The sequence below is a fragment of the Pseudarthrobacter sp. PvP004 genome (genome assembly GCF_017876035.1).
Lineage (GTDB): Bacteria > Actinomycetota > Actinomycetes > Actinomycetales > Micrococcaceae > Arthrobacter > Arthrobacter aurescens_A.
Genome location: NZ_JAGINL010000001.1, coordinates 3,485,407 through 3,509,889, shown reverse-complemented (window position 1 = coordinate 3,509,889; position 24,483 = coordinate 3,485,407). Strand labels below are relative to the sequence as shown.

Sequence of the window (24,483 nt, the reverse complement as noted above, 5' to 3'; positions counted from 1 at the left end):
CGGAACAATTGTTGTTAAACCCCATTGAGGGAACAGGGCACCTACCCACGAAGGAGCAAATGTGAACGTCACCGCCGAATCAATAACCTTTACCAGTGACGACGTAGCCAGCAACGTATCCCTGATCCTCGGCGAGGTGGCTGACACTGCCTCCGGCATCGACTACAGCCAAGTGTCGCGCCTTGCCGACAAGATCAATGGTGCTGAACGCGTCTTCCTCACCGGTGCTGGGCGGAGCGGCCTGGCCTTACGGATGGCAGCCATGCGCCTCATGCATCTAGGCAAGACCGTCCATGTTGCCGGCGACACCACAACACCGGCCATCAGTGCCGGGGATTTGCTGGTGGTCGCTTCCGGTTCAGGTACCACATCCGGGGTGGTCAAAGCAGCTCAAACCGCGCTCGCAGCCGGCGCGCAGCTTGCCGCAATCACTACCAATTCCACCTCGCCTTTGGCCGGTCTTGCCGACGCCGTGGTGGTTATCCCGGCTGCGCAGAAAACGGACCACGTATCCAACATTTCGCGGCAGTACTCCGGCAGCCTCTTCGAACAGTCGCTCTTCCTGGTGACCGAGGCCGTTTTCCATACGCTCTGGGGCGCCACCGACGAGCCGGCCGAGCAGCTCTGGTTGCGTCACGCCAACCTCGAGTAAGCCCCCCTCACTACCCCGATACCCAACCAACCCTCCAAGAAGGAAACAACACCATGAAACTGCAAGTTGCACTTGACCTCCTCACCATCGAAGACGCCCTGGAACTCGCCGGCAAAGTAGCCGAACACGTGGACATCATCGAACTGGGTACGCCGTTGATCAAGGCCGAGGGTCTCGCCGCCGTTACGGCAATTAAGAAGGCCCACCCCACCAAGATCGTCTTCGCGGACATGAAGACCATGGACGCCGGTGAACTTGAAGCCGACATCGCTTTCAAGGCAGGTGCCGATCTGGTGTCCGTCCTGGGAACCGCGGACGATTCCACCATTGCCGGTGCAGTCAAGGCAGCACAGTCCCACAACAAAGGCATTGTGGTGGACCTGATCGGCGTCGCCGACAAAGTAACCCGCGCGAAGGAATCCCGCGCCTTGGGGGCAAAGTTCATTGAGTTCCACGCGGGCCTGGATGAGCAAGCCCAGCCCGGCTTCGACCTCCGCGGCCTGCTCAATGCCGGCGAAGAGGCCCGCGTTCCGTTCTCAGTGGCCGGAGGCGTGAACGCTTCCACCATCGCGGCGGTGCAATTGGCGGGTGCCGATGTAGCGGTCGCGGGCAGTGCAATCTACAGCGCAGCCGACCCGGAACTGGCTGCAAAGGAACTCAAGGCAGCCATTCAGTAGTTCCAGCCTATTGTTCAGAGCGCCGCAGCTCCGCCCGTTCCACGAGCTCCGTAATCCAAGGCCGCTGCGCGCGGTGGAGTTCCAGGCCTTCCGGAAGTCCCTGAACCCGGGATGAAGAACCTACAACGTCGATGGTGATGCGCCCGCTCCCCATGGGGGCATTACTGATGTGCAGGTCGCCGTAAGACTCCGGCAGCACGGGATCCAGCCAGACGCCTCCCAAGGAAATGTGGGCGTCGTAGCGCATGAGTCCGGTAATCAGCTGGATAGGAGTGGTGGCAGCCCATGCCTGCGGTGAACAGGCAGTGGGATACGGCACGGGCTCCCTGAACTGTTGGCGGTCAAAACCGCAGAAGAGTTCGGGGAGCCTGCCGCCCGAAAACTCCGCAGCTTCGAGAAGGGCCGTGGCAATCCGCTGCGCTTCCTCCACGAATCCATAGCGGAGCAGGCCGGCCGCTATTAGGGCGTTGTCATGTGGCCAGACCGATCCGTTGTGATAGCTGGCGGGGTTGTAGGCGCCCATGTCGCTGGCCAGTGTCCGGACGCCCCAACCGCTGAACATCTCTGGTGACATCAGCCGCTCCACCACAAGGGGAGCCTTGTCTTCATCTACCAGACCGAACCACAAGCAGTGCCCCATGTTTGAAGCACAGGCGTCCACGGGTCGCTTGTCCTTATCCAAGGCCACCGCGTAGTAGCCCTTGTCCGGGAGCCAGAAGTCCTCGTTGAACTTCCTTTTCAGGCGATCCGCGCGTTCCCTCAGCTCAGCTGCCAAGGTGAGGTCGCCGTCGTCGTAAGCCATCCAGGCGCGCGCCATATAGGCGCCGTGCACGTAGGCCTGGACTTCGCACAGCGCCAACGGCGGCTCGGCGATAGTGCCGTCTGCAAAGTTGATGCCGTCCCAGGAGTCCTTCCAACCCTGGTTGATGAGGCCGTGCTGGTTGGGACGCCCGTATTCCACAAAGCCGTCGCCATCCCTGTCGCCGTAGTCCCTGATCCATTCGAGCGCGCGATCCGCGTTGGGCAGCAGCTCGGAAATCACATCCTTGGCGAAGCCCCAACGGCTGACGGAGCCCAGGACAATGACAAAAAGGGGAGTGGCGTCCACGCTGCCGTAGTAGGCGGACTTGCCGCCCAGAGCCAAGCCACTGGAGACGTCCAGCCGAACTTCATGCAGGATCTTGCCCGGCTCTTCCTCGCTGGTGGTATCCACTACTGTGCCCTGACGGTCCGCCAAGGTGCGGAGGGTTCCCAATGCCAGTGAGGGGTCAACGGCCAGCGCCATTTCAGATGCCCACAAGGAGTCGCGGCCAAACAACGTCATGAACCACGGCGCACCCGCGGCTACGACTACCCTGTCCGGATGGTCCGGATCCTGGATCCTCAACGCCCCCAGGTCCTCGTAGCTGCGCCTCAGGGTGCGTTCGATAGACCGATTGCCCACCTGCAGGCGGGGGATCTTGGCCACCCATTCCTGCCGACGGCGATCACTGGGAGACAATTCACCGCGGGATGGATGGGCGAAGGGCGTTCCCGCGCCGTCAACGGTGGGGACTACGGTCACCCGTGTACTCCAGGTCCCCGAAGCCGGAATCTTCGCCGTGAAGCCCAATGCCCTGGCGCCTGCGCCTGCGCCCTCGGCCCGGATGACTACGCTTTTCCGGATGCCCTCCCACTTTCCGCGTATCTCCAAGGAATCGCCATCCGGGATGCGGGTTTCTGTCCACTCCCGGGTGATTCGTGCTTCCTTCACTTCAAAAAGATCTGCGAAATCCGTTTCGGCAGTCAGCAGGATTCGGCATTCCGCCGGCTGCCTGGAGTAGTTGCGGACGGTGATTTCTTCCAGGATTCCGGTCCCTACTTCCCGCAGCCGTTCCACCAGCAAAGGGCTGTCCGCGTAGCCGTACGAATGAGGTACCCTGCCCGCAAACAAGGCACGGTAAGGTTCCCGGGTTTCTGCTGCCAACGGTTCGATCATCTGCCCGTTGATGGTCAGCTCCCACCGGGAGAGAATCCGGGTGTCCAGATGGAAAACGCCGTGGGGAAGTTCGGGGTGGATGTCCCCGTTGGCGGAGGAAATGCAGAACGATGAACCTTCCACCAGTGTGACCGTTCCAGAGCCCAACGGCCCCGCTGCGGTGTCCGAATTCCATCCAGCCACGTGAGGCTCCTTACCACTGAGCGTGCGGATCGCTTGAGCTTGAGCGGCCGCTGGGTGGGCGGCCTCTGCATGAGTGTTATCGACGCTACGCCGGAGAACTTGCAGGCACCAGAGGCGGGCAGTTGACAGAACCTCTGCGGAGGGCAAGAAGTTCCCGCAACCCAGTGTTAACCTCATTTCCTCGCACGGGAAAGCAGAACAGGTCTATAGTGAGGGAACAGGACATTCGCTGATGCAGCCCGGCGGCCCGCTTTTCCTTCCGACGCCGGAGGCCCGTAATGACCGACACCCAAATAGGCAGCTTTATTCGCGACTGCGTGGTGTTTGAGGACGACACTGAGAACGGCTTGGACTTTGACACTTTCTACGGCCTGTACATCAGCTGGTGCGTCCTCGGACGCAAAATTCCCATTCCCGACTCAGCTTTCAAAACCGCCCTCGAGCTTGAGGGCGTCAAGCCCATCAAGGAAAATGGCCGGCGAATCTACCCCGGCATGAGCATGGTAGGTCCCGCCGCAAGGGACTACGTGGTCAACAGCGTTCCCGTGTGGAGTGAAACCGCCACCGACATCCCCGTTTCCGAGATCCGCCAACAAGCTGTGGCGTCTATCGCCTGATCTCACCAGCAAGCGTTCAGCCCGTGCCCCTAGGATTCTTAGGGGGCATGGGCTGTTCCCGTTTCCGGAGGTTCCCGCTGAAAGGAATTAATGAAACCGTCCATCGTTTGGTTTCGCGACGACCTGAGGGTCGCCGATAACCCGGCCTTACGTGCCGCCGTCGACGACGGTGCGGCCGTTGCCCTCTACGTCCTTGACGAAGAGTCGCCGGGCATCCGCCCCCATGGCGGGGCCGCGCGCTGGTGGCTCCACCACTCGCTGACCGCCCTCCGTGGGGACCTGGACAAGCTTGGTGTTCCCTTGCTGCTCCGCCGGGGGCCGGCCACTGACGTGCTCCGGGAGACCACGACGGCGATCGGTGCCGGCGGCTTGTACTGGAACCGGCGGTACGGTTCCGCTGAGCGAACGGTGGACGCCGACATCAAGGCTTGGGCGGGTGAGGCAGGACTGCATGTCTCGAGTTTTCAGGCTTCCCTCCTCCATGAGCCGTGGGAGGTTACCACCAAAACGGGCGGACAGTACAAGGTTTTCACCCCCTTCTGGCGGACCGTGTCTGCGCAGGATTTCCGCGAGCCGCTGGCCGTACCGGAAGCAGGCCATGGATTCACCGGAAAGCTGGCCGTGTATGACCAGCTGGAATCGTGGCAGCTGCTGCCCACTAAACCGGACTGGTCCGGGGGACTGGCTGAGATGTGGACGCCGGGAGCTGCCGCAGGGCACAAGCGGCTGGCCCGGTTCGTGGCGGACGGTCTGTCCAACTACAGTGAGGGCCGCAACCGTCCGGACACAGATGGAAGCAGTTGCCTCTCGCCTTACCTTCGCTGGGGTGAGCTCAGCCCGTTCGAGGTGTGGCATGCACTGGGATCCAAACGCTCCGAGAGCGCTTCGATTTATGCCTCGGAGCTGGGCTGGCGTGAATTTTGCTGGCACCAGTACTTCCACAATCCACAGCTCGCAACGGCCAACCTTCGCCCGGAATTTGACCGCTTCCCGTGGGCGTGGCCGGGTAACAACGGCAACGGCAACGGTGGCAGGCATCCTGGCCACGAGTCAGCGCCGGAGGAGTTCCGTGCCTGGCAGCAGGGCCGCACAGGTTTCCCCATGGTGGACGCGGGGCAGCGGCAGCTGTGGCATACAGGCTGGATGCATAACCGCGTCCGCATGGTGGCCGCCAGTTTCCTGGTGAAGAACCTGGGCATTCATTGGCAGCTCGGGGAGCAGTGGTTTTGGGACACCCTGGTGGACGCCGATCCTGCGTCGAACCCCGCCAACTGGCAGTGGGTAGCCGGCTCCGGGGCGGATGCTTCACCGTTCTTCAGGATCTTCAATCCGGAGGCTCAACGGGTTAAGTTTGATCCCCAGGGGAGGTACATCGCCCACTGGCTTCCTGATTTCGGAACGCCCGAATACCCGGAGGAAATCGTGGACCTCAAAACCACCCGGGCGGAAGCGCTGGAAGCGTACAAGGAGATGAGGGAGGTCCACTAGGGCTCCCCGAGGTTCCACCGGGGCCGACTATAGGCTGAAGGCATGTCAACCGAGCTCATCCTGAAGATTGTCATCGCCGCGGTCGTCGCAGTGTTTCTTGCAGTAGTTACATGGTGGGCCCGGAAGCACCCCAACAGGTCCAAGGAGTATCCGGAACAGGTCCGCATGCCCAAGGTTGTTCCGATTGTTGGCTGGCTTTTCCTGAGTGTGGGTCTTCTCATGAGCCTGGTCTCGTTCACCTATGACCGTTCCCCTTTGGGCGCCCGAATCACCGCCGTCGCGATTTTCCTGGGCGGCCTGGCCTTCGTGCTGATGTACCGCAACTGGTACGTGGCTCCGCGCTCCCACGAGGTTGCTTTCCGCACAGTGCTTGGCAAGGAACACGTAGTTCCCTATAGCGACATTGCCAACTACCGTGTGCAGGTGATGAAAGGGCAGCCAATCCTGACGGTCAAATCCATTCACGGGGTGAAACTCAGCCTGAACATCCGGACCTACGACGTGACGCCCCTCATGACGGCCATCGATTTCCACAAGGTCACCGGCCACTGGCCTGCCCGCACGGACGTGGTGGGTGAAGGCGCTGGGGCTGAAAAACACCCCTCTGGAAATTAGTAGGAAGTCCGAGTATATTCGGATTCAGAGATGACCTGGATCACAGTTGGTCACGTGTTCCGCAATGGTCCCAGCACCCGGCGGCACGGCAGTCATTCACGATGCAAAGGAGCATTTCACCATGGTGCGCGAGCTTTCCCACTACGTAGACGGCCAGAGAATTGACGGCACGTCCGGCCGGTTCAGTGATGTCTACGATCCTTGCACGGGCGAAGTCCAGGCGCGGCTTCCGCTGGCCAGCGCGGACGAGGTTCGCGACGCCGTCGCAAATGCCGAAAAGGGCCAGCTCGAATGGGCGGCCATGAACCCGCAGCGCCGGGGACGCATCCTGCTCAAGTTCGTGGACCTGGTCAACCAGAACATGGACGAACTCGCCAAGCTCCTGTCCTCCGAACACGGCAAAACCTTCGCGGACGCCAAAGGCGACATCCAGCGCGGCATCGAGGTAGTGGAGTTCTCCGCCGGGGCACCACACCTGCTCAAGGGCGAATTCTCGGACAACGCCGGCCAAGGAATCGATGTCCATTCGCTCCGCCAGCCGCTCGGCGTCGTCGCAGGCATCACTCCCTTCAACTTCCCCGCCATGATTCCGCTGTGGAAGTCCGGCCCGGCGCTCGCAGCCGGCAACGCGTTCATCCTTAAGCCCTCGGAGCGGGACCCCTCCGTGCCGCTGCGCCTTGCCGAGCTGTACAGCGAAGCCGGCGTGCCGAACGGCGTCTTCAACGTGATCAACGGGGACAAGGAAGCAGTGGATGCGCTGCTCGAAGATCCGCGGGTCAAGGCCATTGGATTTGTGGGCTCCACGCCCATCGCCCAGTACATTTACGCCACGGCAGCTGCGCATGGAAAGCGCGCCCAATGCTTCGGCGGTGCGAAGAACCACATGGTGATCATGCCCGACGCCGATCTGGACATGGCTGCCGACGCCCTGATTGGTGCCGGATACGGTTCCGCAGGCGAACGGTGCATGGCGATCTCCGTTGCCGTGCCCGTTGGACAGGAAACCGCCGATGCTTTGGTGGACAAGCTGACCGAGCGCGTCAAGCACCTCAAGGTGGGCCACAGCCTGGACAAGGACTCGGACTTCGGCCCCGTGGTGGCTGCTTCCGCCAAGGAGCGAATCGAAGGCTACATCCAATCGGGCGTCGACGAAGGGGCAACACTGGTCACGGACGGACGCGGCCTCACCGTGGATGGTTACGACGGCGGGTTCTGGGTGGGGCCCACGCTCTTCGACAACGTCACCAAGGACATGAAGATCTACAAGGAGGAGATCTTCGGTCCCGTCCTCAGCGTGCTGCGTGCGGCTGACTACGACGAAGCGCTCAGGCTCTGCAGTGAGCACGAGTTCGGCAACGGCGTCGCCATCTTCACCCGCGACGGCGACTCCGCCCGCGACTTTGCCAGCCGCGTGGAGGTAGGCATGGTGGGCATCAACGTACCCATCCCAGTCCCGATCGCGTACTACACCTTTGGCGGCTGGAAGGCGTCCGGCTTCGGCGACCTCAACCAGCACGGCGCCGATGCTTTCCGCTTCTACACCAAGACCAAAACCGTGACGTCGCGGTGGCCCTCCGGCATTCGCCAGGGCGCCAGCTTCATCATGCCGGCAGGCAGCTGATGGAGTCTGTGGGGTCAGAGGAAGAAGTTCTGTTTGAGCGCCGCGGCAATCTGGGCATCGTGACGCTCAATCGCCCCAAGGCAGTCAACGCACTGAACGCTGGAATGGTGAAAACCATGCTCAGCCAGTTGACGGATTGGGCGGCCGACGACGCCGTTGCCACCGTTTTGGTGCGCGGCGCGGGCGACCGTGGGCTGTGCGCCGGTGGCGACATCGTGGCCATTTACAAGGACATGCTGCACGGCGGCACGGAGACGGCCGAGTTCTGGGCTGACGAATACCGGCTCAACGCGCTCATCTCGCACTATCCCAAGCCATACGTCGCGTTCATGGACGGGCTGGTTTTGGGTGGCGGCGTGGGTATTTCGGCGCACGGTTCCGTTCGCGTGGTCACGGAGAGGACGCGCACCGGCATGCCGGAAACCACCATCGGTTTCGTCCCCGACGTCGGCGGCACCCTTTTGCTGTCACGCTCACCGGGGGAGACCGGAACGCATGCAGGGTTGACCGGAGCGCACTTATCCGGTGCGGACGCACTGTTCCTGGGGCTCGCGGATCACTTCGTGCCGTCCCAAAGCCTCCCCGCGTTGGCGGAAGCGCTGGAAAGCTCGACGGCGACGGCCGCCGTCGAGCGCTTTGCCCAAGCCGCGCCGGACTCGGCTCTCGCGGCACAGCGGGAGTGGATCGACGCCGCGTACGCGCATGACGATGCTGAGGAAATTGTGCGGAGCCTTCGGACTTTAGGCGACGAAGCAGCCGCCGCGGCGGACACGATCGAGGCGAAATCGCCAACTTCCGTGAAGGTGGCGCTTGAGTCCTTGCGGCGGGTCCATGGGATGTCCCTCGAGGAAGCCCTGGACCAGGAATACCGCGTGGGCCTGCGATGCCTTGCCGGGCCCGATTTCCGGGAGGGCATCCGCGCACAGGTGGTGGACAAGGACCGTAACCCGCAATGGAAGCCGGCGACGCTCGCTGAAGTCCAGGCGTCCGACGTCGAGGGCTACTTCGCGCCGCTCGGCGAACGGGAGTTGGGGCTTTCAGTCAGTCCAGTCCAAGCGAATTGAAGGAGACGATCATGACAGAGAATGCAGCCACGACAGATATCCAGGTCCCGGCAACGGGACTCATCGCTTTCCTTGGCCTGGGCCATATGGGTGGCCCCATGGCTGCCAACCTGATCAAAGCCGGGCACGATGTTGTTGGCTATGACCCCGTTCCGGCGGCCGTCGAGGCAGCCCTCGCCCATGGGATTCCCATGGCTTCCACGGCGCATGAGGCGGCAGCGGAGGCGGCTGTGGTGTTGACCATGCTGCCCAGCGGCAAGCATGTGCTGGACGCTTATCGCGGTGTGGATGGGCCGGGGCTACTGTCTGTCGCCAAGCCGAACACCCTGTTCCTGGACTGTTCCACCATCAACGTGGACGAAGCCCGTGAGGCCGCGGTGATCGCGCTGGAAGCCGGTCACCGTTCGGTGGACGCCCCTGTTTCCGGCGGCGTGGTGGGGGCCGAAGCCGGCACCTTGACGTTCATGGTGGGAGCGTTGCCCGACGACTTCGAAACCGTGAAGCCGATCCTGGAGCTCATGGGCAAGAGGATTGTCCACTGCGGTGATCACGGAGCCGGGCAGGCCGCCAAGGTTTGCAACAACATGATCCTGGGTGTGTCCATGATCGCTGTTGCCGAAGCTTTCGTGCTTGGCGAGAAGCTTGGGCTCACGCATCAGGCATTGTTCGATGTTGCATCCAACGCGTCGGGCCAGTGCTGGGCGCTGACCACCAACTGTCCTGTTCCGGGACCGGTTCCCACCAGCCCCGCTAACCGCGACTACCAGCCCGGCTTCGCAGGCGCGCTGATGGCCAAAGACCTGCGCCTGGCCGTGAATGCCTTGGAAAGCACAGGCGTTGCTGCAGAAATGGGTCCCTTGGCCTCACGTATTTACGACGCCTTTGCCGCCGGTGAAGGCGCCGGGAGGGACTTCTCGGGGATCATCACGGAGATCCGGGATAAATCCGTGTGAGAGTTTGGAACTGAACTTATGACCAGCGTTGCGGAGAGGGAGAGCATGGCGGAGCAGTATCAGAACATCGTGGTTGAACATCGGGGACGGGTTGGTTTGGTGACGCTGAACCGGCCCGAGGCGCTGAACGCGCTCAATACTGCTCTCATGAATGAGCTCGTGGACGCTGTTACGGCCATGGACACTGATCCGGACGTTGGGGCCGTGGTGATCACGGGATCGGCTAAAGCGTTTGCTGCCGGAGCTGACATCAAGGAGATGTCTTCCAACAGCTACATGGAGATGTATGCGGCGGACTGGTTCCGGCGTTGGGAGGACCTCACCCGGCTCCGCATCCCTGTTGTTGCTGCAGTGTCCGGCTTTGCCCTGGGCGGAGGCTGCGAACTGGCCATGATGGCCGACTTCATCATCGCCGGGGACAACGCCAAGTTCGGCCAGCCCGAGATCAACCTGGGCGTGATCCCGGGAATGGGTGGGTCCCAGCGGCTCACCCGGGCGGTGGGCAAGGCGAAAGCCATGGACATGGTCCTGACGGGGCGGTTCATGGATGCCGAAGAGGCTGAACGCTCCGGCTTGGTGTCCCGTGTTGTTCCCGCTGCAGAGGTGATCGACGAGGCTCTTAAGGCTGCCGAAGTCATCGCCTCCAAGTCGAAGCCCGCCGCGATGGTGGCCAAGGAAGTCGTCAACGCAGCCTTTGAGATGGGTTTGGCGCAGGGCGTGGTGTTTGAACGCAGGGTGTTCCACTCTCTCTTTGCCACCGAGGACCAGAAGGAAGGCATGGCTGCGTTCAGCGAGAAGCGTCAGCCGGAGTTCAAGCACAGGTAGCTTTCGGTATTGCAGCACTGGTGTCGGTTACGGCAGCGGTCTCAATACTTCATTGTCACGGGCTCCGTGCAGGGAGGAGACTTGAGGCGACGGCATCCCATCTGGGGCCGCCCGCGGGGCCACCCGGCTGCGGAGCCTCACAGCACCCCGTAGCGGCCTGGTGGATCAATGAGTTCTGTGACACCCCTCGAACTGGCCGCTCAACGGTCGCGCCATCTCTTGCCTTTGGTGACTATCGCCCTGATTGGATGCCTCGGCGGGTGCGAATATGAACCCGATAGCATCGCCTTCCCGTCCGTCAGTTCTCCGATCACGGAGGCCCGCACGGTCCCGCCGCTGCCGGAGAGTCGCGACACCCGCACGGTCCCATCGCTGCCGGAGAGTGGCGACATCGACGCCGGCACATACCTGGTCCCCGTCGCCGGCTACAAGGAGCCTTTCGAGATCACGGTGCCAGCCGGCTGGTTCGCTCTCGACGGCCACAGCCTGGGCAAGGACGACCCGAATCACCCGGCTGAATGGGCCGTCTACCTGACTCTTTCGCGCGCGTACTATGTGGCGAAGGACGCATGCATCTGGAGGGGCGCCCTTGCCGATTCCGGTCCGTCGGCCGAGGCCTTCGTTGACGCGATGGCGGCGCAGTCGTCAACGGCAAGCACCCCTCCCGCCAAGGTCATGGTAGGCAATTACTCCGGCTTCGAGTTTCACCACTCCGTCGAGGGCAACGTGGACATCACAGCCTGCAACGGCGGTCAGTTATGCATCCACTCAGAAGATACACAACGCTGCTCACGCTGGTACTTGACTCAGAATGAACACGAAACCTACCGGGTGGTCGACCTGAACGGCCAGCGGGCTGTCGCCGCGGTGGGCCATATCGACGAATCGATCGATCCGGAGCTGATGAGAGAGGCACGCGCCCTCTTCGACTCGATTGTGTTCAGGTCCGCCAAGTGACCAGCTGATGCGATAGGCGATCGTAAGCGGAGAACGGTAAGGGTGTCGCTGCGTGTCAGCTTCGACCAGCCAGGAACGGAAGGTTTTTCGCGTCACGTTTTTCGATCAGCCACCACTTAGCTAATGAACAACCCGCAACGAGGTGCTGGCTCATGCTGTCGCAGCACTGCTCGCGGGGTTGGGTGCCGCGAAGTAGACCCTCGCGGCCCCGATTGTTCACCGTTGGTCAGCTCGATGGGGACTTCGGTCTGACCAACAAAATCCGTTCCATTGCTGCTGCCCCCCGGCTTCGCAATGGTACGAAGAGCCTGCTGCGTGAGACCCGGCGGGTGTGTGGCTGGCTGGACCCCTGTCCGGCCAGCCACATCTTGCGAACCCGCTATTCCGCGTAACTAGAAGGCACTTAACGCGACGATGAGGAAATCAATGGCTGCGCAATTCTGCGATAACGATGACTGTCCGGATAGTTGGCACTGGACGGAGCTGCACTGCACGGATGTAGGCGCTACACCCGAAAGTTGCCGGGATACCTCCGAGGAGGAACACCGGGAAGGGCTTGTGGGCTCATTCTTCGCGGCGTAGGCTCCTTCGGGCCGGAACCGGAGGGGAGGAGTTCGCTCATGGGACAACTGATCGTCCAGGATTTTGTGACCGCCGACGGATACGCCGCCGACAGCAACAACGAGTTCAAGGCGTATGAACTGTTGGAAGGTGGAACGGCTGAGTTTGACCGCGCCCAGCTCGAATGGCTCGGCAGCGTTGAAGCCATGGTCCTGGGCGCCAACACGTACAGGTATTTCGTTGAGTTCTGGCCAACGCCCGCGTCGGAGGGCGAGATCATCGCGCCTGCACTCAATGGCCTGCGACGACATGTCTTCTCACGCCAACTGAAGGCAGCCCCCTGGGGCGACTTCCCGCCGTCGACCGTTGAATCCGGCGACGCCATCCAGGCGATCCGCCGAATCAAGCGGGAGTCCGCAAAGGACATCGTCCTCTGGGGGAGCCTGTCGCTCGGCGAGACGTTCTTCGCCGCCGGAGAAGTGGACGCCGTCCGGCTTGTGGTCATGCCGGTTGGCCAAGGCTCAGGCAGGGGCGTGTTCCCGGCAGGCCACCACCCTGCACTGCTGAAGCTCGAGGACGTGAACAGCTACGACCAAGGCCTGGTGGAGCTGAGCTACACAGTCCGGAAACGGCCCTAAACCGAAGCGTCCGCGGGCACCAGCGCGGCGTCAAAGAACGCCCGCTCCAGCCGCACGGCCTCCGCGAAGGTCGCGGCAACGCCTTGTCGTTCCGCGACGTCAACAGGCTCGACGGCGTCAAACTCGTCGCGTAGCCACGTCACCCACGCGTTGTACTCGGGGTTGTTGTGGAGGCGGATCCACTCGGCATGCTTAGCGTGCGCCGGCCAGCGGGCGGGTTCGCCGGCGCGGGCAGCCCAGTCTCCGTAGAGCCACTCAGCAACCAGCAGCACTGCCAAGACTTTCGGGTAGGAGCGGGTGGCGAGGGTGCTTCGCATCAGTTGGTCGAAGTTGCGGGTTGCTGGTCCCTGCGCGGGTGCGGTTCGATCCGCCTCCGGAACGTCGAGTTCGTTGAAGCAATCCTGGAAATACGTATTCTCGTCAGAAGCGAAAGCCCCCAGAACCGCGGCAAACACCAGACGCGAAGGCAGCGAAGGCGCCGATGCCACCGCCTGGCCCAGGAGAGCCGTGAAGGCATCGCAGAACTGATAATCCTGTACGAGGTAGCAGCGCAGGTGGTCATCGGAAAGAGACCCGTCCAGCAGCTGGTCCACGAACGGATGGTTGACGGCGGCGTCCCAATCCTCGGCGTACTGGTTCTTGAGTTCTTCGGCAAAGCCCACGGTGTTTCCTCCTGAGTTGTCAGCAACGGAGCCTAGCAGCGTACTGCGTCATAACGGCGGGCGTTACGCTCTGGTGCCTCGCCCGGTGCCAGCGTAGGCTCTGGGCCATGACGAACCAGCGCACCATGGTGGTTGGCTATGACGGATCCGAAGAATCAAACCTCGCCGTCCAATGGGCCGCTAAGCACGCGATCCTCCGGGACTGTTCCCTCCACGTTGTGCACTGTTCTCTGTGGGTCCTGCTATCCCACAACAGGGGTCCCGTTCCTGGTGTCGCTGATAGCGGTCTGGAACGGGCGGCCCAAAAAGTACTCGAAGAGGGAATGGCGCTCGCCAAGGAGACTGTCCCCGATCTGGAAGTCCGCACCACCTTGCTGCACGGGATGCCGCGCGATCACCTGGCCCACGTTTCAGTCGGTGCCGAGATGCTGGTGCTCGGAAGCCGGGGCCTCGGTGGGTTCATGGGGTTGCTGGTTGGCTCCGTGAGCTTGGAGATGGCGGCAACTGCAGAGTGCCCCGTGGCAGTGATTCGTGCAGACGACCATCCTGAGGGTCCGGTGCTCCTTGCCGTTGATGACGCGGGATCACCGGCGGCCCTTGAGGATGCCTGCGATTTCGCGGCGGCAACTGGTGCCGATCTCATGATCGTTCACGTATTGCACGAGCCGGTTGGCTATCGCCGGTTGCGTGAGCCGGTGGAGGCGTACCCGGAAGCTGAAGCCTTGCTTGATTCGGTGCTGAGCCAAGCCCGTCACAAAGCTCCTGGCATCGCCGTGACCGGAGAGTTGTTGGTGGACGCCTCCTTCTCCAAAGCCATCGTCAAAGCTTCGCAGGGTGCACGCATCACGGTGCTGGGGACCAAAGGACATGGACTTATTAAGGGCACCATAGGCTCCACTGCCCACGCTGTGCTCCATCACGCCCACAGCCCTGTGTTGGTTTCCCGTCGCAGAGCCACATCCGAGGTCGCGTAGGGCGGGGCTTCCAATCGGCTCTCCTGCAATCGATCGGCCTTATATTGTCGGTGCCTGCTGCAAGAGTTAGGGCATGGAGCGGATTGGGGAGAAGCAAGCGGGCGCAGTAATGGCGCTTGGGCGCGCTCCGGTAGTTACGGATTCCCTTCAAGCCGCCACGGTTCCGGCCAACACCGTCAGCACTGACCTGATCGAACAGCTGCGGGTCTTGGAGGAGATGAAGTCGGCCATAACCGCTTTGCAGGCGCGGGTAGCTGTGGCTTTCGATCTTGCCCAGCGTGCTGAACAGGCTGAGGCAGGTGTCCCTGCCTCGGAGCGTGGCCGGGGTGTGGGGGCTCAGGTGGCGTTGGCCCGGCGGGAATCCCCGAACCGCGGGGGCCGGTTGCTGGGTTTGGCCAAGGCCCTTGTGACGGAGATGCCACGGACGTTGGCCGCCCTGCAGTCCGGGTACTTGAATGAATGGCGTGCCACGCTGCTCGTCAAGGAAACAGCGTGCTTGTCTGCGGAGGACCGGTGTGCCGTGGATGAGGAACTCGCCCCCGATGCCGGAACCTTTGACGGGAAGGGCGACAAGGCGATCATTGCCGCGGCTAAGGCTGCAGCGTACCGTCGTGATCCCCGCTCGGTAGTCGGGCGTGCCAGCCGTGCCGCAGCGGAGCGGACCGTGAGCCTGCGCCCGGCGCCGGACACGATGAGCTATTTGACCGCACTGCTACCGGTGGCCCAAGGCGCGGCGGTCTACAAGGCGCTGACACAGGCGGCTGATTCAGCCCGTTCCAGCGGCAATGCAAGGTCTTTCGAGGATGTGGGGTCCGGCCCGCTTGTCCGGCCCCGCGGCCAGGTCATGGCCGACACCCTGGTGGAACGCATTACGGGCACCCCGGGCGGGATTTCAGGGATCACCATTGACCTCGTCATGACCGACCGCACCCTCTTTCAAGGTGACAGCGAACCGGCCAGGCTTCAGGGGTACGGAGTCGTCCCGGCAGAATGGGCCAGAACCGTCGTTGGTGAGGAGCAGTCAGCCCGGGACCGGGAGTTCTCTGTCTGGCTTCGCCGGCTCTATACCGCGCCGGCTACCGGAGAACTCCTTGCCACCGACTCTAAAGCCCGGCTTTTTAGCGGCCGCCTCCGGCGCTTCATCGAGACCCGTGACGATAGCTGCCGGACGCCATATTGCGATGCGCCCATCCGGCATATAGACCATGTGATTCCGTGGCACTCCGGCGGGCAAACAAACCTCGGCAACGGGGCAGGACTTTGCGAAGCCTGCAACCACACTAAAGAAAACCCCGGCTGGAGCATCCGAGCCGTAGATGCAGACGTGCACACCTTGGAAATCAGCACCCCCACCGGGCACACGTACCAATCAAAGGCCCCACCCCTGCCGGGACACCGCCCCTCCAGGACATAGGAGCTTCTTTGGGGTGAACCCTCTATTCCTCCGTGAAGTCCCCTGCGTCCCTGCGGAAGGTGCCGAGGACGCGGATGAGGTGATCGACGTCGTCGGCCCCGAAACCTGACTTGCCGAAAACCTCCGCGTTCAGTGCCGTTGTCGCCTTCTTGGCGAGGGTGCGGCCCTCTGCGGTGAGCTCTATCAGGGTGGTTCGCCCATCTGTTGGGTGCGGTGAGCGGGCAACCAGGGCGGCTTTTTCCAAGCGGTCGACGGCGTTGGTCACCGAGGTGGGATGGACCTGCAACAGTGCGCTGGCTTTGTTCATGGGCAGCGCCCCGCTGCGGGCGAAACTCAGCAACGCCAGGAGCTCATAGCGCGCGAACGTTAGCCCGAACGGTTTGAGCACTGTTTCGATGCGCGCCAGCAAGATCTGCTGTGTGCGCATGATCGCGGTGATGGCAGCCATGGGCGCTGCAACGTCGCCCCAACCATGCCGTTCCCAGTTGCGCTGGGCGTCGGCGATGGGGTCGCGGGGGAGGGGGGTGCCCATGAGCCTCCTTCTGTTGCTCGGTTGGCCTAGTGTTCCGGGTGGCTAGTCTTTCAGATTCGGGAACTCTTCCTCGGTGTATTCGACTCCCAAACCTGCCGGCAACGGACCGTCACCGTGCCGGGCGACTTCCGACCCGCGAAGTTCTACGCGCCGGATCTTGCCCGAAATCGTCTTTGGCAGTTCGCCGAATTCGAGTCGCCGGATGCGCTTGAACGGCGCCAGATGCTCGCGGCAATACTTAAGAATGTCCTCAGCCACCGCGGGGCCGGGTTCGTAGCCCGCAGCCAACACAACGAACGCCTTGGGCACCGAGAGCTTCACCGCATCAGGCGAAGGAACGACGGCGGCCTCCGCCACTGCGGGGTGTTCGATCAGGACGCTTTCAAGTTCGAAAGGCGACAGGCGGTAGTCGGAGGACTTGAAGACGTCGTCATCCCGGCCGACGTACGTGATGACGCCGTCGGAGTCCCGGCTTGCCATGTCGCCCGTGTGATAGTAGCCATCGCGGAAGGCTTCGGCGGTCTTGGCTTCGTCGCCGAAATAGCTCTTCATGAGCCCCACGGGCCGGGGATCCAGACGCAAGCAGAGCTCGCCGTCGTCGGACTCCTGCCCGGTGAGCGGATCCACCAGGACAACGTCGTACCCGGGAAGCGGCCGTCCCATCGAGCCGATCTTCACCGACTGCGCGGGTGTGTTGGCAATCTGGACTGTGGATTCGGTCTGGCCGAAGCCGTCGCGGATGGTGACTCCCCAGGCTTCCTCCACTTGGCCGATCACCTCGGCGTTGAGCGGTTCACCCGCCGAGACCACCTTGCGGGGCGGGGATGTGAGTTGGGTGAGGTCGGCCTGAATGAGCATGCGCCATACCGTCGGCGGAGCACAGAAACTCGTGACGCCTTCGCGGCCCATTTGGTCCATCAGGGCGGCGGCGTCGAAGCGCTGGTAGTTGTAGATGAAGACCGTGGCCTCCGCGATCCACGGCGTGAAGACGTTGGACCACGCATGCTTGGCCCAGCCGGGGGAGGCAACGTTGAGGTGGACGTCGCCAGGTTCCAGGCCGATCCAATACATCGTGGACAGGTGGCCCACGGGATACGACGTGTGGGTGTGCTCTACGAGTTTGGCCCTGGACGTGGTGCCGGAGGTGAAGTACAGCAGCAAGGTCTCGTCAGCGCGAGTGGGCGCGTCGGGCGTGAAGTCCGTGCCGGCGTCGTACGAGTCTGCGTACTGTTTGGCGTCCGCGTTGGTGCGTTGCGCACCGATCTCAACCAGCGTGTAGTCGCCCTCGACGTCGGCAAACTTGCCGATGTTGGCACTTCCGACCGCCACCCAAGTGGCCCCGCCGCGTTCCACCCGGTCTTGAAGGTCGCGGGCCCCCATGAGGGTGGTGGTGGGGATCATGACAATGCCCAGTTTGATGCCGGCCAGCATGAGTTCCCACAGCTCAACCTGGTTGCCGAGCATGATGATCATATGGTCGCCACGCTTGACGCCTTGGTCCCGCAGCCAGTTGGCGAGCTGGGAGGACCGCTGGGAAAGGTCTTTGAACGTGCGGCGGGTGGAACTGCCGTCCTGTTCCACGATGACCAGCGCGGGCTTGCTGCCTCTGGTCTCGTCTGCGGCGATCTGGTCGAACCAATCGAGGGCGAAATTGAACTCCTCGAAGCGTGGCCACTGGAATTCGGAGTGGGCCTGTTTGTAGTCCTCGCGCAGTTCCAGCAGCCGGTCGCGGGCCGCACGGAAGTCTTCTGTGACTGTCATAGTCCGCCTTTCGCCTCGGTTTGCGTTGGCATCTTTGCCGCAGCATCCCGCCTAGTGATCCACATCACCTTGCAATATACTAGGACATCCAAGGGTTTGGAAGAGCCCATGCGGGACATGACGAAGGGGTCTAATGCTCGACGAAAAAGCTGCCGGCACCGTTACCAGCGGTGCGGCGTCAGAACGCGTCCTGCCTCCTTATCCGGAGGCGGACTTGATGCACGTCATCGACCTGCTCCCAACGGAAGAGCGTGCGCGGTACCTCGAGATCAGGGAGTTCCTGCAAACGCGGATACGGGCCGCCAGCATTGACTACTGGAACCGGGAGGAATTCCCGTTCGGGCTGCTGGCGGACATGGCCAAGTTCGGACTCGGCGGACTGCAGACGGACGGCTCCTCCAAGCTGTTCAAAGGCCTCATGTACACGGAAATCGCCCGCGCCGACGTGTCACTTTCGGCGCTGGTGGGCATCCATAACGAACTCATTGTGGGCATGATCCACGAGCTCGGCTCTGACGAACAAAAGCGCAAGTGGTTGCCCGGGCTGGAAGCTTTCACCCAGCTCGGCGCCTTCGCACTTACTGAACCGGACCACGGTTCCGACATCGCCGGAGGACTCTCGACGACGGCGCGACGCGACGGCGGCGAATGGGTCATCAACGGTGCCAAGCGCTGGATCGGGGCGGGGACCATCGCGGACTTCGCGTTGGTTTGGGCCCGCGATCTTGCCGACGGGCACATCAAGGGCTTCATCGTGGAGACGGACCGCCCAGGCTACTCGGCTACCAAGATCTCCAACAAGATCGGCCTGCGCATCATGCAGAACGCGGACATCGTGTTGGACGAGGTCCGAGTTCCTTTGGAGAACCTGCTGCCCGGAGCCACGGAATTTTCCCGTGCAAATGATCTTTTGCGAGATTCCCGGGCATGGGTTGGCTGGCAGGCCGCGGGCATCCAGTTGGCAGCGTTTGATATCGCCCGTTCTTACGCGTTGGAGCGCAAGCAGTTCGGCAAGGAACTGGCGCGTTTTCAGCTGGTGCAACAGCAGCTCGCGGACATTCTGGGCAATGCCAACGCCTCCCTGTCCATGATGGTTGAGCTCGCCCGGATCCAGCAGGCCGGGAAACTCGAAATGGTGCAGGCGGCAATGTGCAAGGCCACCACCACCCGGCTTGCCCGATCATCCGTGTCGATGGGCAGATCCCTCTTGGGAGGGAACGGGATCACCACGGATTACGAGATGGCCAAGCTCTTTGGCGACGCTGAGATCCTGTACACGTACGAGGGCAGCTACGAGATCAACTCGATGATCGTGGCCCGCGCGGTCACGGGGAAGTCGGCGTTTGTGTGATCACGCAAAAGCACTCCTTCGCCGGCGTGACGCTGGCGAAGGAATGCTTTTGCGTGCGAGCTAAGAGTTTGGGGCTGCCACCAAGGCCGGGTCAGGAGGTGTGGTGACGGCCGCCGCGTGTTCGGCCAGGACCCCCGTCCGATGCCTGATGCGAAGACGGTAGAGCAGCGTTCCGCCGATGATGACCGCGGCAACGAACATGACGCCGCCCCATTGCAGGTACCACTCGAACGGCGGCACCGAGTTGTAGATTTCCGGTCGCGGCCACACAAGGTTCAGCGTCATGGCTCCGCCCCAAAGCACCGCCAGGATGTTCACGGGAAGTCCCCACTTGCCCAGGCTGAATCCCGGTTCTGATCCGTCGTCCTTGAGGGGCCACTTCTTGAGGAACCGCCGCCGCAGCATGGGCACAGTGACCAGCAGGTAGGACAGGTAGATCAGCACGATGCTGATGCTGGACAAAATGGTGAAGATGGCTGGCTGGGAGATGTTGACGATCAGGGGAATCACCGCCACTACACCGATAACGATTGCCGCAACCGTGGGTGTTTTCCGGGTGGGGTGCACTTTGCTGAGCTGACGGCTAAAGGGAAGGTTGTTGTCCCTGGCCATGGCAAACATCATCCGGATAGCTGCTGCATGGACAGCCAGCGTACACACAACTACAGCTACTGCGATGCATGCCAGGAACGCCTTGCCGAACGGACCACCCAGCACTGAAAGTACGATGTACTGCAGTCCGCCATCGGCCGCCCCGAGCTTGGGATCGGAAAGATCGGGGGCCGCCAGGATTCCGCCCAGAAGGAGCAGCCCTCCCAAAAGGAAGGATGCCGTAACGGCACGGAGGATAGCCCTGGGAGCCGTGCGCTTGGGGTCCTTGGTTTCTTCACCCAGGGAACTGGCGGTGTCGAACCCGTACATGACATAGCCGGATGCCATGGCAGCAATGAGGAACACGCCAAAGAAACCCAAGGGGTGTTCTTCGCCGAACCCGGCAGTATCGAGCAGGACTTCGGGTCCTCGCACGGAGTGCCAGATGAGCGCCGCAATGAGCAGGACGGCAGCAACCAGCTCCACGAACACGCCCACACTGTTGATCATGGTCATGAGCTTCACGCCGAACGCGTTGATGAGCGTGGAAATGCCGATCATGATGGTGGCCAGGATGACCCCATTGACGGCGAAGTCGTAGGGACCCGTTCCGTCGCCCACCAACTGGAAGCCACTCCAGATCTGCGGCAACGTGATTTGGAGGGCCAGGGCAACGGACCCCAAGGCCATGATGGAGGAGAGCAGCAGCAACCAGCCCGCCAGCCAGGCCCACGTTCCGGTTGAAAGCCTCTTTGCCCAGTTGTAGACCGACCCGGCCACCGGATAACGCCCCGCCAGTTCGGCAAAGCACAGGGCAACCATGAGTTGGCCGACGAAGACGATAGGCCACGACCAGGCATAGGCGGGTCCCGCCGTCGAAAATCCGAAGTAAAACAATTGAAAAACGCCGGTGAGGATGGAGATGTAACTGACGCCAGCGGCGAAGCTGGCAAACTTACCGATGCTGCGGTCAAGGGTTTGGGCGTAGCCAAACTCGTCCATACCGCTTGCATCGCTCTTGCAGGGTCCTATTTTGCTGGGTTCTGACATTCGAACTCCTAACTCAGACATGCACGAATGGTGATAACCTGCGGCCGCCATTGGACGCAGTGGATATCAAAGTCCGGGCACCACGGTGTGCCTCGGGCTGTTTCCCCCATTGTTTGTAGCGTGGGTCTAAAAGCAGGGCGCCTGATCAGGCGAGGGACAAGCTGAAGTCGGCTTCCGCCGTCGTGGTTTCCTCCGTCCGGCTGGCACTGAGGTCGGCCTTGATAAGGTCGGCGCAACGTTCGCCAATCATCATGACGGTGATGTTGGGGTTCACGGTGACGTGTTCCGGCATGACGGAGGCGTCGGCCACGCGCAGCCCGGTGACGCCCTTGACCCGCAGTTCGGGATCCAGGGGTGACATGTCATCGTCCACAGGCCCCATCCGGACTGTGCCAACCGGGTGGTAGACGGTGTTGTGGGTTTTGCGGATGTAGTCCTGCAGTTCCTCGTCGGTCTGTGCCTCGATGCCGGGAGAAAGTTCGCGGCCGGTCCATTCGGCCATGGCCGGCTGCCCAGCGATTTCCCGGGCCTTGCGGATACCGGCCACCATGACGCGCATATCGTGGCCCTCTGGATCGGTGAAATACCGGGGGTCCACCATGGGCTTGTCGCGGAAGTCCCTGCTCCGCAGACGAACGGTCCCGCGTGAACGCGCGTGGGTGACGTTCGGAGTGAGACTGAAGCCGTTCTCCGTGGTGGGGTAGCCGTAGCGCAAGGTGTTCATGTCGAAGGGCACGGAGCCGTAGTGCATCATCAGGTCCGGGCGGTCCAAGCCCTCCTCGGTGGGAGTAAAGATACCGATCTCCCACCACTGGGTGGAGGCTTGCACCATGGGCTGCATGGCCTCGAACTGCACAACGCCTTCCGGGTGGTCTTGCAAGTGCTCGCCGACGCCCGGGGAATCCACCAGGACCTCGATGCCGTGCTGTTCGAGGTGCGCCGCCGGGCCTATGCCGGAGAGCATGAGGAGCTTGGGGGAGTCGATCGCGCCGGTGGACAGGATGACCTCGCGATGCGCTGAGAGCCGGTGCGTCCGGCCAAACGCTGAATCAACGACGTCGACGCCGGTGCAGCGCTTCTCTGCGTCAAACACCAGTTGGCGTGCCCGCAGGCCCGTCAGCAGTGTGAAGTTTTCGCGATCGACGATGGGGTGAATATAGGAGACCGAGCTGGAGGAACGCGTCCCATCCGAACGGCGATTGATCTGGAAGAAATTGGCGCCGTTGATCACGGTGGTGCCGTCATTGAACTTTGTGCGGGGGATGCCAACCTGCTCGCAGGCATCAAGGAGCGCGACGCCGGCGGGATCGTTTGGCGGAACGTTCATCAAATGCACAGGACCGGAATCGCCATGGTGGGGAGCATCCGGGCCGGCGTCCTCATTGGATTCCAAACGCTGGTACAACGGCCACGCGGCATCAGCGTTCCAGCCGGTGGCACCGTACTTTGACTCCCACTCGTCCAGGTCTTCGCGGGGAGCCCAGAAGGCGATGCAGGAGTTGTGGCTGGAACAGCCACCCATCACCTTTGCGCGGGCGTGGCGCATGAAGGAGTTGCCGTTCTCCTGCGGTTCCACCGGGTAGTCCCAGTCGTAGCCGGATTCCAGCAGCTCCATCCAGCGGTCCAGCTGTAGGATCTCCGGCAGATTACGGTCATCAGGTCCGGCTTCCACCAAGGCCACGGTGACGGCAGGGTCTTCGCTCAGCCGGGCGGCGACGGCAGCTCCTGCAGATCCTCCGCCGATGATGACGTAGTCGAACCCGCGCTCACTGAGGTCTTCAATGTTGTCAGTGTGCATCTATTTCTCCTTGCCGTGGTCTGCGAACCAGCCGGTCACCTGAGGGCTGGTGTTCTGGTAGATGTGCTTGGCTTCCTGATACTCACCCAGCCCGGTGGGGCCGAGCTCGCGGCCGACGCCTGACTGGCCGAAGCCGCCCCACTCGGCCTGGGGAAGGTAGGGGTGGTAGTCGTTGATCCAGACCGTGCCGTGCCGCAAACGGCCCGCTACCCGCTGGGCCTTGCCGGCATCCTGGGTCCACACGGCACCGGCCAGCCCGTAGATGGTGTCGTTGGCGGTGGCTACGGCTTCGTCCTCAGTGCGGAAGGTTTCCACTGTGACTACCGGGCCGAAAGCTTCGTCAACCACTACCGACATTCCCCTTTGAACGCGGTCCAGGACGGTGGGCTGGTAGTAGAAGCCGGCGTCGAACTTCTCACCTTCGGGTGCCGCGCCGCCGCACCGCAGCCGAGCGCCTTCTGCCACACCACGCTGCACGTAGGCATCCACCTTCTCCCGGTGTGCCGCGGAAATCAGTGGTCCGCTTTCAGCAGACTCGTCGAACGGGCCACCGAGGCGGATGTCCTGCGCCCTGCGGACCAACTCATCGACGAAGCGCTCGGCGATGGATTCCTCCACTACCAGCCGCGCCCCGGCGGAGCAGACCTGTCCAGAGTGCACAAAGGCGCCGTTCAGGGCATTGTCGACGGCGGCGTCGAAGTCAGCGTCAGCGAACACCACGTTGGGGTTCTTGCCGCCGAGCTCCAGCGCCACCTTCTTCACGGTGCCGGATGCGGCTGCGGCAATGCGCTTGCCGGTTTCCAGCCCACCGGTGAAGGAGACCAGGTCCACGTCCGGGTGCTCCGAAAGCGGTGCGCCCGCTTGTGCGCCCGGGCCGGTCACCAGATTGGCGACGCCGTCCGGCAAGCCAAGATCCTGTAGCAACTGCATGGTCAGGATGGCTGTGGACGGGGTCAGCTCGGACGGCTTGAGGACAAAGGTGCAGCCGGCCGCCAGAGCGGGTGCGATCTTCCATGCGGCCTGCAACAGCGGGTAGTTCCACGGCGTGATCAAGCCGCAGACGCCCACCGGTTCGTAGACGATCTTGCTGACGACGGCGGGGTCCCCGGCGTCGACTACCCGGCCCGCCGACTGCCCGGCGAGCCTTCCGAAATATTCGAAGCAGGCGGCGATGTCGTCGATGTCGATGCGACTTTCGATAATTCGCTTGCCGGTGTCCAGCGATTCGGCACGGGCGAACTTCTCCCGGCGTTCGCGCAACTCTGCTGCGACTTTGAGCAGGAAGGCGCCCCTCTCAGGGGCGGGGACTGAGGACCAAACGCCGGAGCCGAAGGCCGCGCGAGCAGCAGCAATGGCGCGCTCGGTGTCTTCGCGGCCGGCTTCGGACACCGTGGCGACCAGTTCGCCGTCGGCCGGGTTGTGGATGCGGCTTACCGCACCGGATGCAGCCGGCTCCCACCGGCCGTTGATGAAAAGAGTGGAGGGGGAATCGGAAAATGTGGCTTGGGTCATACGATGGAG

The 24,483-nt window shown here is 62.5% G+C and carries 21 protein-coding genes; 14 read left to right on the top strand and 7 right to left on the bottom strand.

Annotated elements, in window-relative coordinates; all coding sequences use genetic code 11:
* The first annotated feature begins 61 nt into the window (after nucleotides 1-61).
* Both hxlB and hxlA read left to right on the top strand, forming a co-directional pair.
* Nucleotides 62-652 (top strand): 6-phospho-3-hexuloisomerase, encoded by a 591-nt coding sequence (gene hxlB, locus J3A64_RS15775; RefSeq protein WP_014920590.1) that lies wholly within the window; start codon nucleotides 62-64, stop codon nucleotides 650-652.
* A 53-nt stretch (nucleotides 653-705) separates the two neighbouring features.
* Entirely contained in the window at nucleotides 706-1,329 is a 624-nt protein-coding gene (gene hxlA / locus J3A64_RS15770; protein WP_011773250.1) for a 3-hexulose-6-phosphate synthase, read from the top strand.
* A 7-nt stretch (nucleotides 1,330-1,336) separates the two neighbouring features.
* Here hxlA and J3A64_RS15765 read toward each other — a convergent pair whose 3' ends face one another.
* Nucleotides 1,337-3,490 carry an amylo-alpha-1,6-glucosidase gene (locus tag J3A64_RS15765; RefSeq protein ID WP_210064813.1) on the bottom strand — a complete coding sequence of 718 codons (2,154 nt, stop codon included), beginning with the start codon at nucleotides 3,488-3,490 and terminating at the stop codon, nucleotides 1,337-1,339.
* A 278-nt stretch (nucleotides 3,491-3,768) separates the two neighbouring features.
* Here J3A64_RS15765 and J3A64_RS15760 point away from each other — a divergent pair, with 278 nt between their 5' ends.
* From J3A64_RS15760 to J3A64_RS15720, 9 genes are all read left to right on the top strand, one after another.
* A complete protein-coding gene (locus J3A64_RS15760; RefSeq protein ID WP_011773252.1) occupies nucleotides 3,769-4,107 on the top strand; it encodes a hypothetical protein in 339 nt (112 codons plus the stop codon).
* Nucleotides 4,108-4,197: 90 nt separating this feature from the next.
* Nucleotides 4,198-5,595: a deoxyribodipyrimidine photo-lyase gene (locus tag J3A64_RS15755; RefSeq protein WP_210064812.1), complete on the top strand. Its 1,398-nt coding sequence runs from the start codon at nucleotides 4,198-4,200 to the stop codon at nucleotides 5,593-5,595.
* Nucleotides 5,596-5,637: 42 nt separating this feature from the next.
* Nucleotides 5,638-6,210, top strand: a complete 573-nt coding sequence (locus tag J3A64_RS15750) for a hypothetical protein (protein ID WP_286176360.1) — start codon at nucleotides 5,638-5,640, stop codon at nucleotides 6,208-6,210.
* Nucleotides 6,211-6,331: 121 nt separating this feature from the next.
* Nucleotides 6,332-7,831 carry a CoA-acylating methylmalonate-semialdehyde dehydrogenase gene (locus J3A64_RS15745; protein WP_011773255.1) on the top strand — a complete coding sequence of 500 codons (1,500 nt, stop codon included), beginning with the start codon at nucleotides 6,332-6,334 and terminating at the stop codon, nucleotides 7,829-7,831.
* Complete coding sequence (locus tag J3A64_RS15740; protein WP_210064810.1) at nucleotides 7,831-8,895, top strand: enoyl-CoA hydratase/isomerase family protein; 1,065 nt, start codon at nucleotides 7,831-7,833, stop codon at nucleotides 8,893-8,895. The genes J3A64_RS15745 and J3A64_RS15740 overlap by 1 nt, the downstream gene beginning before the upstream one ends.
* Nucleotides 8,896-8,906: 11 nt before the next feature.
* A complete protein-coding gene (gene mmsB, locus J3A64_RS15735; protein ID WP_210064808.1) occupies nucleotides 8,907-9,848 on the top strand; it encodes a 3-hydroxyisobutyrate dehydrogenase in 942 nt (313 codons plus the stop codon).
* 45 nt (nucleotides 9,849-9,893) lie between these two features.
* Nucleotides 9,894-10,673 (top strand): enoyl-CoA hydratase, encoded by a 780-nt coding sequence (locus tag J3A64_RS15730; protein ID WP_210066196.1) that lies wholly within the window; start codon nucleotides 9,894-9,896, stop codon nucleotides 10,671-10,673.
* 168 nt (nucleotides 10,674-10,841) lie between these two features.
* A complete protein-coding gene (locus tag J3A64_RS15725) occupies nucleotides 10,842-11,630 on the top strand; it encodes a hypothetical protein (protein WP_210064806.1) in 789 nt (262 codons plus the stop codon).
* A 620-nt stretch (nucleotides 11,631-12,250) separates the two neighbouring features.
* Nucleotides 12,251-12,829, top strand: coding sequence for a dihydrofolate reductase family protein (locus J3A64_RS15720; RefSeq protein WP_210064804.1), 579 nt, complete (start codon nucleotides 12,251-12,253; stop codon nucleotides 12,827-12,829).
* On the opposite strand, the gene J3A64_RS15715 is transcribed toward J3A64_RS15720, so the two are convergent.
* A complete protein-coding gene (locus tag J3A64_RS15715; RefSeq protein ID WP_210064802.1) occupies nucleotides 12,826-13,491 on the bottom strand; it encodes a TenA family protein in 666 nt (221 codons plus the stop codon). The two genes, J3A64_RS15720 and J3A64_RS15715, sit on opposite strands and share 4 nt — an antisense overlap.
* A 107-nt stretch (nucleotides 13,492-13,598) precedes the next feature.
* Between J3A64_RS15715 and J3A64_RS15710 the strand changes: the two genes are divergently transcribed.
* Complete coding sequence (locus J3A64_RS15710; RefSeq protein ID WP_014920600.1) at nucleotides 13,599-14,465, top strand: universal stress protein; 867 nt, start codon at nucleotides 13,599-13,601, stop codon at nucleotides 14,463-14,465.
* A gap of 73 nt (nucleotides 14,466-14,538) precedes the next feature.
* Complete coding sequence (locus J3A64_RS15705) at nucleotides 14,539-15,879, top strand: HNH endonuclease signature motif containing protein (protein WP_210064800.1); 1,341 nt, start codon at nucleotides 14,539-14,541, stop codon at nucleotides 15,877-15,879.
* Between the two features lie 22 nt (nucleotides 15,880-15,901).
* Here the strand turns inward: J3A64_RS15705 and J3A64_RS15700 are convergent, their stop codons facing one another.
* Both J3A64_RS15700 and J3A64_RS15695 read right to left on the bottom strand, forming a co-directional pair.
* On the bottom strand, nucleotides 15,902-16,411 hold the full coding sequence (locus tag J3A64_RS15700; RefSeq protein WP_011773264.1) for a MarR family winged helix-turn-helix transcriptional regulator: 510 nt from the start codon (nucleotides 16,409-16,411) through the stop codon (nucleotides 15,902-15,904).
* A gap of 42 nt (nucleotides 16,412-16,453) precedes the next feature.
* Nucleotides 16,454-18,172 carry an AMP-binding protein gene (locus J3A64_RS15695; protein ID WP_011773265.1) on the bottom strand — a complete coding sequence of 573 codons (1,719 nt, stop codon included), beginning with the start codon at nucleotides 18,170-18,172 and terminating at the stop codon, nucleotides 16,454-16,456.
* A 133-nt stretch (nucleotides 18,173-18,305) separates the two neighbouring features.
* Between J3A64_RS15695 and J3A64_RS15690 the strand changes: the two genes are divergently transcribed.
* Complete coding sequence (locus tag J3A64_RS15690) at nucleotides 18,306-19,523, top strand: acyl-CoA dehydrogenase family protein (RefSeq protein ID WP_210064798.1); 1,218 nt, start codon at nucleotides 18,306-18,308, stop codon at nucleotides 19,521-19,523.
* 60 nt (nucleotides 19,524-19,583) lie between these two features.
* Here the strand turns inward: J3A64_RS15690 and J3A64_RS15685 are convergent, their stop codons facing one another.
* From J3A64_RS15685 to J3A64_RS15675, 3 genes are all read right to left on the bottom strand, one after another.
* The gene (locus J3A64_RS15685; RefSeq protein ID WP_210064797.1) at nucleotides 19,584-21,164 is read right to left on the bottom strand and encodes an APC family permease; all 1,581 of its coding nucleotides are present in this window, start codon (nucleotides 21,162-21,164) and stop codon (nucleotides 19,584-19,586) included.
* A 145-nt stretch (nucleotides 21,165-21,309) separates the two neighbouring features.
* Nucleotides 21,310-22,962: a GMC family oxidoreductase gene (locus J3A64_RS15680; protein WP_210064796.1), complete on the bottom strand. Its 1,653-nt coding sequence runs from the start codon at nucleotides 22,960-22,962 to the stop codon at nucleotides 21,310-21,312.
* Nucleotides 22,963-24,474, bottom strand: coding sequence for an aldehyde dehydrogenase family protein (locus J3A64_RS15675; RefSeq protein ID WP_210064795.1), 1,512 nt, complete (start codon nucleotides 24,472-24,474; stop codon nucleotides 22,963-22,965).
* Nucleotides 24,475-24,483: the final 9 nt, after the last annotated feature.

Bases quoted from the DNA above. Each gene is read 5' to 3' on its own strand.
- hxlA (WP_011773250.1), top strand. From the start codon at position 706: ATGAAACTGCAAGTTGCACTTGACCTCCTCACCATCGAAGACGCCCTG.
- J3A64_RS15760 (WP_011773252.1), top strand. From the start codon at position 3,769: ATGACCGACACCCAAATAGGCAGCTTTATTCGCGACTGCGTGGTGTTT.
- J3A64_RS15755 (WP_210064812.1), top strand. From the start codon at position 4,198: ATGAAACCGTCCATCGTTTGGTTTCGCGACGACCTGAGGGTCGCCGAT.
- J3A64_RS15750 (WP_286176360.1), top strand. From the start codon at position 5,638: ATGTCAACCGAGCTCATCCTGAAGATTGTCATCGCCGCGGTCGTCGCA.
- J3A64_RS15745 (WP_011773255.1), top strand. From the start codon at position 6,332: ATGGTGCGCGAGCTTTCCCACTACGTAGACGGCCAGAGAATTGACGGC.
- J3A64_RS15740 (WP_210064810.1), top strand. From the start codon at position 7,831: ATGGAGTCTGTGGGGTCAGAGGAAGAAGTTCTGTTTGAGCGCCGCGGC.
- mmsB (WP_210064808.1), top strand. From the start codon at position 8,907: ATGACAGAGAATGCAGCCACGACAGATATCCAGGTCCCGGCAACGGGA.
- J3A64_RS15730 (WP_210066196.1), top strand. From the start codon at position 9,894: ATGGCGGAGCAGTATCAGAACATCGTGGTTGAACATCGGGGACGGGTT.
- J3A64_RS15725 (WP_210064806.1), top strand. From the start codon at position 10,842: ATGAGTTCTGTGACACCCCTCGAACTGGCCGCTCAACGGTCGCGCCAT.
- J3A64_RS15720 (WP_210064804.1), top strand. From the start codon at position 12,251: ATGGGACAACTGATCGTCCAGGATTTTGTGACCGCCGACGGATACGCC.
- J3A64_RS15710 (WP_014920600.1), top strand. From the start codon at position 13,599: ATGACGAACCAGCGCACCATGGTGGTTGGCTATGACGGATCCGAAGAA.
- J3A64_RS15705 (WP_210064800.1), top strand. From the start codon at position 14,539: ATGGAGCGGATTGGGGAGAAGCAAGCGGGCGCAGTAATGGCGCTTGGG.
- J3A64_RS15700 (WP_011773264.1), bottom strand. From the start codon at position 16,411: ATGGGCACCCCCCTCCCCCGCGACCCCATCGCCGACGCCCAGCGCAAC.
- J3A64_RS15695 (WP_011773265.1), bottom strand. From the start codon at position 18,172: ATGACAGTCACAGAAGACTTCCGTGCGGCCCGCGACCGGCTGCTGGAA.
- J3A64_RS15690 (WP_210064798.1), top strand. From the start codon at position 18,306: ATGCTCGACGAAAAAGCTGCCGGCACCGTTACCAGCGGTGCGGCGTCA.
- J3A64_RS15685 (WP_210064797.1), bottom strand. From the start codon at position 21,164: ATGTCAGAACCCAGCAAAATAGGACCCTGCAAGAGCGATGCAAGCGGT.
- J3A64_RS15680 (WP_210064796.1), bottom strand. From the start codon at position 22,962: ATGCACACTGACAACATTGAAGACCTCAGTGAGCGCGGGTTCGACTAC.
- J3A64_RS15675 (WP_210064795.1), bottom strand. From the start codon at position 24,474: ATGACCCAAGCCACATTTTCCGATTCCCCCTCCACTCTTTTCATCAAC.